Origin of the sequence: Bacillus paralicheniformis (assembly GCF_001042485.2) — a bacterium.
Classification (GTDB): Bacteria; Bacillota; Bacilli; order Bacillales; family Bacillaceae; genus Bacillus; species Bacillus paralicheniformis.
This window is the reverse complement of sequence record NZ_LBMN02000036.1, coordinates 515,962-524,546: the sequence shown is the minus strand read 5'-3', so window position 1 is coordinate 524,546 and position 8,585 is coordinate 515,962. Positions and strand designations below refer to the sequence as shown.

Annotated in this window: 9 protein-coding genes; all 9 read left to right on the top strand. The window is 47.3% G+C overall.

Translation table 11 applies throughout. The features are described from left to right. Nucleotides 1-156 precede the first annotated feature (156 nt). The gene (locus ACH97_RS21510; protein ID WP_020452250.1) at nt 157-1,476 is read left to right on the top strand and encodes an NfeD family protein; all 1,320 of its coding nucleotides are present in this window, start codon (nt 157-159) and stop codon (nt 1,474-1,476) included. Nucleotides 1,477-1,499: 23 nt separating this feature from the next. Then, nucleotides 1,500-2,492: a flotillin-like protein FloA gene (gene floA / locus ACH97_RS21505; protein ID WP_020452249.1), complete on the top strand. Its 993-nt coding sequence runs from the start codon at nt 1,500-1,502 to the stop codon at nt 2,490-2,492. A 29-nt stretch (nt 2,493-2,521) separates the two neighbouring features. Next, complete coding sequence (locus ACH97_RS21500) at nt 2,522-2,974, top strand: hypothetical protein (protein ID WP_048350462.1); 453 nt, start codon at nt 2,522-2,524, stop codon at nt 2,972-2,974. A 55-nt stretch (nt 2,975-3,029) separates the two neighbouring features. Next, on the top strand, nt 3,030-3,311 hold the full coding sequence (gene yqfC, locus ACH97_RS21495) for a sporulation protein YqfC (protein ID WP_020452247.1): 282 nt from the start codon (nt 3,030-3,032) through the stop codon (nt 3,309-3,311). Between the two features lie 17 nt (nt 3,312-3,328). Further along, entirely contained in the window at nt 3,329-4,525 is a 1,197-nt protein-coding gene (gene yqfD, locus ACH97_RS21490) for a sporulation protein YqfD (RefSeq protein ID WP_048350461.1), read from the top strand. Then, on the top strand, nt 4,522-5,481 hold the full coding sequence (locus ACH97_RS21485) for a PhoH family protein (RefSeq protein ID WP_048350460.1): 960 nt from the start codon (nt 4,522-4,524) through the stop codon (nt 5,479-5,481). Before yqfD ends, ACH97_RS21485 begins: the two co-directional genes overlap by 4 nt. A gap of 164 nt (nt 5,482-5,645) precedes the next feature. Further along, entirely contained in the window at nt 5,646-7,700 is a 2,055-nt protein-coding gene (locus ACH97_RS21480) for an HD family phosphohydrolase (protein ID WP_235442592.1), read from the top strand. Next, nucleotides 7,697-8,173 (top strand): rRNA maturation RNase YbeY, encoded by a 477-nt coding sequence (gene ybeY, locus ACH97_RS21475; protein ID WP_020452244.1) that lies wholly within the window; start codon nt 7,697-7,699, stop codon nt 8,171-8,173. The genes ACH97_RS21480 and ybeY overlap by 4 nt, the downstream gene beginning before the upstream one ends. Next, nucleotides 8,151-8,531, top strand: a complete 381-nt coding sequence (locus ACH97_RS21470; protein WP_020452243.1) for a diacylglycerol kinase family protein — start codon at nt 8,151-8,153, stop codon at nt 8,529-8,531. Before ybeY ends, ACH97_RS21470 begins: the two co-directional genes overlap by 23 nt. Nucleotides 8,532-8,585 lie beyond the last annotated feature (54 nt).

Below are 8,585 nucleotides of genomic sequence, written 5' to 3'. Positions count from 1 at the left end.
TATTTTGTCAACAGTCTGAGACGCCTTTAAGCAATTAAAGGCGTCTTTTTTTGTGCGTGTTCATACAATAGAAAAGTAGTAGAAAGATGAAACCTTTGCTACATTTATAACGTATGTAATGTTAATGATAATAGGGGAAGGAGGTCTCAGACATCGTTGCTGCTGAAAAAATTTAGAATTTTTGTTGCTCTGGCCAGCGGTTTTGTTTTATTCTTATTACTAGGCGTTCATTTGACCGTGAAAGCGGATGGAGATACAGTGTATGTCATTCCGATCGAAGAAACGGTTGAAAAAGGGCTTTCAAAATTTCTTGAGCGTTCTTTTCAAGAAGCGGAAGATATGAATGCCAAACATATCATACTCGATATCAATACCCCCGGCGGAGCGGTCGACGCAGTCCTTGACATGGCTGATACGATACATAACTCCGACATTCCGGTGACCGCTTATGTGAATAGAAGGGCTCTGTCCGCAGGCGCTTACCTCGCCTTGAATGCAGACGATATTTATATGGCGCCCGGCGGGAAAATGGGAGCTGCCGCGATCATTGACACGCAGGGAAATGCCGCTGATAAAAAGTCGGAATCTCTATGGCTCGCTGAAATGGAAGACGCAGCCAAAAAAAACGGACGTGATCCGAAATACGCTCTCGCGATGGCCGATGCGGATGTCGATGCTAAAGAAGTTGGGGCGCCGAAGGGCGAGCTGCTCACATTAAGCCCTGACAAAGCGCTGGAAGTCGGCTATTCCGAAGGCACAGTTTCGAGCCTTGATGATCTTTTGAAAAAGCTGAACTTGAAGGATGCCAAAATCGAGCGTTCCGAGGTGAGCTTCGCCGAAAAGGTGGCCCGGTTCATCACGCATCCGGTCGTGATTCCGATTCTCCTTTCAATCGGAAGTCTCGGGCTGATTGTCGAGCTTTATTCGCCTGGTTTTGGGATCCCCGGCTTTATGGGACTCTCCGCGCTGCTGCTCTTTTTCTACGGTCATCTCGTCGCCGGGCTTGCCGGAATGGAAACGATCCTTCTGTTTGCAGCAGGCATTATTTTAATCATTTTAGAGATTTTTTTGCCGGGCGGAATAGCAGGGATTGCCGGCCTGATCGCGATTGTTGCGAGCCTCTTTTTAGCATCGGGAAGCTTTAAGGTCATGGCCGTCTCCATTTTGATTGCAACTGCTGTTTCTATAGCGGCATCCATTCTATTAACAAGGGTGTTGGGGAAGCGTATGAAATTTTTTAAAAAATTGATCTTAACCGACTCGACAAGCACGGAAAGCGGATATGTGTCAAATGAAAGCCGGCGCGATTTAATTGGTAAAACCGGCGTCACGTTTACACCGCTCAGACCGTCCGGAACGGTCATCATCGGCGATGAACGGCTTGATGTCGTATCTGAAGGCTCGTTCACCGCGAAGGACAAGAAAGTGAAAGTAGTTAAAGTGGAAGGCTCACGCATTGTTGTGAGAGAATTATAAATTATATTATTAGGAGGAATATTATGGATCCGTCAACACTGTTTCTTTTGCTTATTATAGCAGCCGGAATCATCTTACTAGCTGTCTTCTTTACATTCGTCCCGGTCATGCTGTGGATCTCGGCTTTGGCCGCTGGTGTTAAAATCAGCATTTTCACACTGATCGGAATGAGGCTCCGCCGCGTCATTCCAAACCGCGTGGTGAACCCGCTGATCAAAGCGCATAAAGCGGGACTTGATGTTACTATCAATCAGCTTGAAAGCCACTATCTTGCAGGGGGGAATGTTGACCGGGTTGTCAACGCGCTTATCGCTGCCCAGCGTGCAAACATTGAACTCACATTCGCCAGATGTGCGGCCATCGATTTAGCGGGCCGTGACGTGCTTGAAGCCGTTCAAATGAGCGTTAATCCGAAAGTCATCGAAACGCCGTTTATTGCCGGTGTAGCAATGGATGGTATCGAAGTGAAAGCAAAAGCGAGAATCACGGTTCGCGCAAACATCGACCGCCTTGTCGGGGGAGCGGGAGAAGAAACAATCATTGCCCGTGTCGGCGAAGGGATCGTTTCGACAATCGGTTCCTCCGATAATCATAAAAAAGTGCTTGAGAACCCGGATATGATTTCACAAACCGTCTTGAGCAAAGGATTGGATTCAGGCACAGCGTTTGAAATTCTATCGATCGATATCGCTGACGTTGACATCGGCAAAAACATCGGAGCGATTCTGCAGACCGACCAGGCTGAAGCCGATAAAAACATCGCCCAGGCGAAAGCGGAAGAACGCCGAGCCATGGCGGTTGCGCAAGAACAGGAAATGCGCGCCCGCGTCGAAGAAATGCGTGCTAAAGTCGTCGAGGCAGAAGCCGAAGTGCCGCTTGCGATGTCTGAAGCTCTCCGCAGCGGAAAGATCGGAGTCATGGACTACCTCAATATGAAAAACATCGACGCCGACACAGACATGCGCGATTCTTTCGGAAAGATGACGAAAGACCAAAATGAAGAGGATCATAAATAAACAAGCCCCTGTAAAAAGGAGGGAGCTCATTGCTTGATATCCTGTTCGACAATCCGATTATCATGGCGGCCATCATCGCAGCCATCTCCTTCATATTCAACAAGCTCGGAAAAAATGATGAAAATGAAGAAACCAAGCGAAAACCGGCGCCTGAACGGCCGAAAACGCAGACGACGCCGAAGCAGACGGCACAGCGCCAGCCGGCAGAAAACAAAAAACAACGGCCTGTAGCAGCAGCGGCTGCTGCAAAAAGCGAAGATATGGCCGCAGAACTCCGCAGAATACAAGCGGATGCCGAGCGGTCCATGCCGGCCGTTGAACGGGCCATTAAAAAGCAGAGCAGCCGGGTGGTCAACCGGAAACAAGAGCTGCTCGATATGAATAAAAACACAATTGTCCAAGGCGTTGTACTCAGCGAAGTATTCGGCCCTCCGCGGTCGAGAAAGCCGCATTACACAATGAGGCGCCGGCCTAAAATTTAAGTATTAGAACCCCCATATCACTCATACATATGAGATGAAAGGGGGTTCTTTTTTTATGGCGCAAAGAAAAAACCGCATCAAAGCGTGGCTGACAAGAACATTGGAAATTCCCCCTGATGTCATGATGGATCTTCCGAGGATCACGATGATAGGAAGACTTCACATATATATTGAAAACCACAGAGGGCTTTTGCTTTTCAGCGATACGGAAGTAAGGCTGATGCTCAAACAGGGGCAGTGCATCATTCAAGGCAAAAACTTTGTCATCAAAACGATTTTGCCTGAGGAAATTCTGCTTGAAGGCACGATTGAGCTCGTACGCTATATCGATTCATAAGTCGGGGGGAAAGAATCGTGAAGAATAAATGGCTTTCTTTTTTTTCAGGAAAGATCCAGCTTGAAATAACGGGAAAGGGGATCGAGCGATTATTAAATGAATGCACCAGGCGCAGCATCCCGATGTTTAATGTTAAGAAAAAGAAAGATGCTGTCTTTCTTTATATTCCGCTTTCTGATGTACATGCCTTCCGGAGGGTCATCAGGGATTTTGACTGCAAGTGCCGCTTCGTCAGACGAAAAGGTTTTCCTTTCCTCGTGCAGAAGTCTAAACGGAATAGCGGCTTCACTTTTGGAATTGCTGGTTTTTTTATCATCATGTTTTTATTGTCCAACATGCTTTGGAAAATTGACATAACAGGAGCCAATCCGGAGACAGAACATCAAATCAGACAGCACTTGAATGAAATCGGCGTCAAAAAAGGCCGCCTTCAGTTTACAATGCTGACCCCGGAAAAAATTCAGCAGGCGCTTACAAAGCGCGTCGAAAACATCACCTGGGTGGGCATTGAATTAAACGGCACGGCCCTTCACATGAAAGTGGTTGAAAAAAATGAACCTGACAAAGAAAAATATATTGGTCCGAGGCACATCGTCGCCAAAAAAGGGGCGACCATCTCGAAAATGTTCGTGGAAAAAGGCGAGCCGCTCGTCACCGTGAACCAGCACGTTGAAAAAGGGCAAATGCTTGTTTCCGGACTGATCGGGAGCGAAGAGGAAAAGCAAAAAGTCGGAGCCAAAGGGAAAATCTACGGTGAAACCTGGTACAAGTCAAAAGTAACGGTTCCGCTTGAGACATCATTTGACGTTTTTACGGGTAAAGTAAGGACAAGTCACAAGCTATCCTTCGGTTCTTTTTCCGTGCCTGTCTGGGGCTTTTCTTTTAAAAAAGAAGAGTTCTCGCGCCCAAAGACAGAAACCGAAAAACACTCGCTGCATTTTATGAATTTTACGCTTCCTGTCGCGTATGAAAAGGAACATACGAGGGAGAGCGAACAAATCAAAAGGGTGTACTCGAAAAAAGAAGCGGTCCTTGAAGGGATCGAAATGGGAAAAAGAGACATCAGGAAAAAAATCGGCAGCGACGGGAACATTATCAGTGAAAAAGTTTTGCACGAAACGAGTGAGAATGGTAAAGTTAAATTGATCATCCTTTACCAGGTTATTGAAGACATTGTTCAAACAACACCAATTGTTCAGGAGACTAAAGAATGACAGAACACTTACTTGCGATTCATCAGCAACTGGAAAGTCCGAACGAGGCTCAAGCGCTGTTTGGGAACCAGGATTCCCATTTGAAGTTAATGGAGGAAGAGCTGAACATTTCGATTGTCACGCGCGGTGAAACCGTCTATGTGACCGGAGACGAAGAAACGTTTGAAATCGTGGACAGCCTGCTTGCATCCCTCTTGAATCTCATCCGCAAAGGAATCGAGATATCAGAACGCGATGTCTTGTATGCGGTCAAGATGGCGAAAAAGCAGAAGCTTGAGTTTTTTGAAAGCATGTATGAAGAGGAAATTACGAAAAACGCCAAAGGAAAACCGATCAGAGTCAAAACCATCGGTCAAAGAGAATATATCGCCGCCATGAAGAGGCACGACTTAATCTTCGGCATCGGCCCTGCAGGAACGGGGAAAACCTATTTGGCTGTCGTAAAGGCCGTCCATGAACTGAAAAACGGACGCATCAAAAAAATCATTTTGACAAGACCAGCTGTTGAAGCAGGGGAAAGCCTCGGGTTTTTGCCTGGGGATTTAAAGGAGAAAGTCGACCCTTATTTAAGGCCGCTGTATGACGCGCTCCATGATGTGCTCGGAACGGACCATACGGCACGGCTGCTTGAAAGAGGAACGATTGAAATCGCGCCGCTTGCTTACATGAGGGGGCGGACGCTCGACGACGCATTTGTGATTTTGGATGAAGCGCAGAATACGACACCGGCACAAATGAAAATGTTTTTGACGAGATTGGGTTTTGGTTCTAAAATGGTCATTACAGGCGATATTACGCAAATCGATTTGCCGAAGGGCGTCACATCGGGGCTTGCCGTTGCAAAAAAGATGCTCCTTGATATCGAAGGCATTTCAATTGTTGAACTGGATCAGACGGACGTGGTCAGACACCCGCTTGTCGCCCGTATTATTGAAGCATACGAAAAGTCAAAATAATTCCGAATGGCCCGATCGCCCGTTATCGGGTCATTTTTTAGTTTCCCGCGGGAAAAGAGGTGCTTTTGTTGAAAAAGAAAAAAAGAGACGGAAAGTTTCGGCCCATCCGCTTGGAAAACGGCCGCTTCCTTCCGGTCATTCTTTATGCGGCTTTATCCGCGCTGATGTTCATCCTGCTGTTTTTCCATGTGAGGCCCGAGTCCCTCGACCTCGATTTATTTTCGATCAGCGAGAATACGATCTATGCGCCGGCGACAATCGAAGATCAAAAGGCCACGGCTAATAAAAAGCAGGAAGCGAGAGAGGAAGTTCCCGACCAGTACACTTTGAAAAAAGAGTACTCTGACAACAGGGTCGACCTTGTCTCATCAATATTCGACATCATTAAAGAAGTGAAAAAAGAAAGCGCAGAACAAGAGAAAAAAGACAAGCAGGCCCCGTCTGAAAAAGACCAAATCAAATCTGTCGAAGAAAAGCTGACTTCAGATGTGACGGACTCGCTGTCGCAGGATTCAGTCAAACACCTGCTGAAGGCCAGCGATGGAGAGCTTTCGATGACACAGGATTCGGTCATCACCGCCGTCAATGATGTGATGAGCAAAGAAATCCGCGCCGGAAAGCTTGATGAAGCGAAAGAGCATGTAACGAAAGAGCTGAAGGGTAATTCGATACCTTCAAAATTAAAAAACGCCGCTGATGAAATCGGACGCTTTGCAATCATTCCCAACTATGTATACGATCCCGACAAGACGGAGCAGAAGCGTCAGGAAGCGGCTGACAGCGTGCAGCAGGTGCAGATCAAGCAGGGGCAGATACTTGTTGAGGAAAATCAGCTGATCGACAGGGAAGTCTATCGAAAGCTTGAACTGACAGGACTCTTAAGCGGAGCCAACATCTTCAAGCCTGTCGGCGGACTGCTGCTTTTAATCGCGCTTTTCATCTCAGCTTTGGTTTACTATTTCGAAAAGCAGTACAGCAGCCGGATTCCGAAAAATAAGTCGCTCATGCTGTTTTCATTGATTACAGCGATCGTTTTAATCGTCATGGAAGTGATCAGCCTGTTTCAGCAGCTTGAAATCGGCCATATCGGCTATCTCGTGCCGATTGCGATGGGCGTGATGCTCATTAAACTGCTGATCAATGAAAGGTTGGCGATCCTGTCGAGCATGATCCTTTCCATTTGCGGAAGTATGATGTTTAACCAAGGCGTGACAGGCACGTTTAATTATGGAATCGGAACGTATTTCTTGATCAGCTCGATGGCGGGTATACTGTTTTTAGGGAAGCATAATGCGAGGGCGAAAATCCTCCAGGCCGGCTTGTTTGTCTCCCTGATCAACATCGTCGTCCTGTTTACCTTGCAGCTCATTCAAAACACGGCGCAAACTGGGCTTGAGATGGGTACATACCTTGTCATGGGAGCGGTGTCCGGCATCGGATCGTCAGTTCTTGTGCTCGGGCTCATGCCGTTTTTTGAAAGCGGCTTTGGGATTCTGTCCACGATGAAGCTTCTCGAGCTTTCAAACCCGAATCATCCGCTGCTCCGCAAAATTCTGACGGAAACACCCGGCACATACCATCACAGCGTTATGGTTGCGAACTTATCGGAGGCGGCATGCGAAGCTGTCGGAGCAAACGGGCTTTTGGCAAGAGTCGGAGCCTATTACCATGATATCGGCAAGACAAAGCGGCCCCAATATTTTATAGAAAACCAAATGAATATTGATAATCCGCATGACAAGCTTTCTCCGCAGCTGAGCAAAAACATTATCATTGCCCATGCGACAGACGGCGCCGATATGCTGAGGGATCATAAAATGCCGAAGGAGCTTGTCGACATCGCCGAACAGCATCACGGCACATCGCTGCTCAAGTTTTTTTACTATAAGGCGAAAGAAAAAGGCGATCAGACGACTGAAGAAGAGTTCCGCTATCCCGGTCCGAAGCCCCAGACAAAAGAGGCGGCGATCATCTCGGTGGCCGACAGCGTCGAAGCAGCCGTCCGCTCAATGCATAACCCGAATCCCGAAAGGATTGAAAAGCTGGTGCGCGGGATCATATCAGATAAGCTGCAGGACGGGCAGTTTGACGAATGTGATTTAACTTTAAAAGAGCTCAATATTATCGCGAAGACGCTCTGCGAAACGCTGAAAGGCATTTTTCACTCCCGGATCGAATATCCGGAAGCTAATCCTAAACAGAAGGTGAAACACACATGAGTTTAATTCTAGATATTACAGACGAGACCGGACGGGTCCCTGAAGACCAGCTTGCTGAAATTGAGAAAATTCTTCAATTCGCAGCGGCAGAGGAAGGTGTCGCAGACGGCGCCGAAGTTTCGGTTACGATCGTCAACAATGAAGAGATCCAAAAGATCAACAAAGAGTACAGAGGCAAAGATTATCCGACTGACGTCATTTCATTTGCCCTTGAAGAAGACGGCGAAGGAGAGATTGAAATTATCGGCGCTGACATGCCGCCCGTTCTCGGAGATATCATCATCAGCGCTGATAAAGCACGGGAACAGGCCGAAGAATACGGGCATTCACTGATGAGGGAGCTGGGTTTTCTGACGGTTCACGGCTTTTTGCACCTCCTCGGCTATGACCATATGACAGAAGAAGAGGAAAAAGAGATGTTCACTAAGCAAAAGGACATTTTGAATCGATATGGGCTCTCAAGATCCTCATAAACAAAATGAATGGCGCCGTCTGAAATGGAGTTTTTCAAACGCCTTAACAGGAATAGTCAAGACGTTCATGTCGGAGCGCAATTTTAGAATTCATTCCGGGGCCGCCATCCTTGTGATCGTCTGCGGCTTTTTCTTCAGGCTGACTCTGATCGAATGGTCCATCATCTTGATCCTGATCGGCGGAATGCTTGCCTTGGAGCTGATGAATACGGCTGTGGAGCATACGATCGATCTTTTCACAAAAGAGAACCACCCGCTTGCAAAGGCGGCAAAGGACGCGGCGGCCGGGGCGGTTTGCGTGTTTGCGGCCGTTTCGTGTATGATTGGGTTACTCATCTTTTTGTCAAAATTGTTTTGATGCCGTGCCTTTCATTGTACGCAATTCTTACAAAAATTTTACATTTGTGATTTG

Bases quoted from the DNA above. Each gene is read 5' to 3' on its own strand.
- floA (WP_020452249.1), top strand. From the start codon at position 1,500: ATGGATCCGTCAACACTGTTTCTTTTGCTTATTATAGCAGCCGGAATC.
- yqfC (WP_020452247.1), top strand. From the start codon at position 3,030: ATGGCGCAAAGAAAAAACCGCATCAAAGCGTGGCTGACAAGAACATTG.
- ACH97_RS21485 (WP_048350460.1), top strand. From the start codon at position 4,522: ATGACAGAACACTTACTTGCGATTCATCAGCAACTGGAAAGTCCGAAC.
- ACH97_RS21480 (WP_235442592.1), top strand. From the start codon at position 5,646: ATGTTCATCCTGCTGTTTTTCCATGTGAGGCCCGAGTCCCTCGACCTC.
- ybeY (WP_020452244.1), top strand. From the start codon at position 7,697: ATGAGTTTAATTCTAGATATTACAGACGAGACCGGACGGGTCCCTGAA.
- ACH97_RS21470 (WP_020452243.1), top strand. From the start codon at position 8,151: ATGGGCTCTCAAGATCCTCATAAACAAAATGAATGGCGCCGTCTGAAA.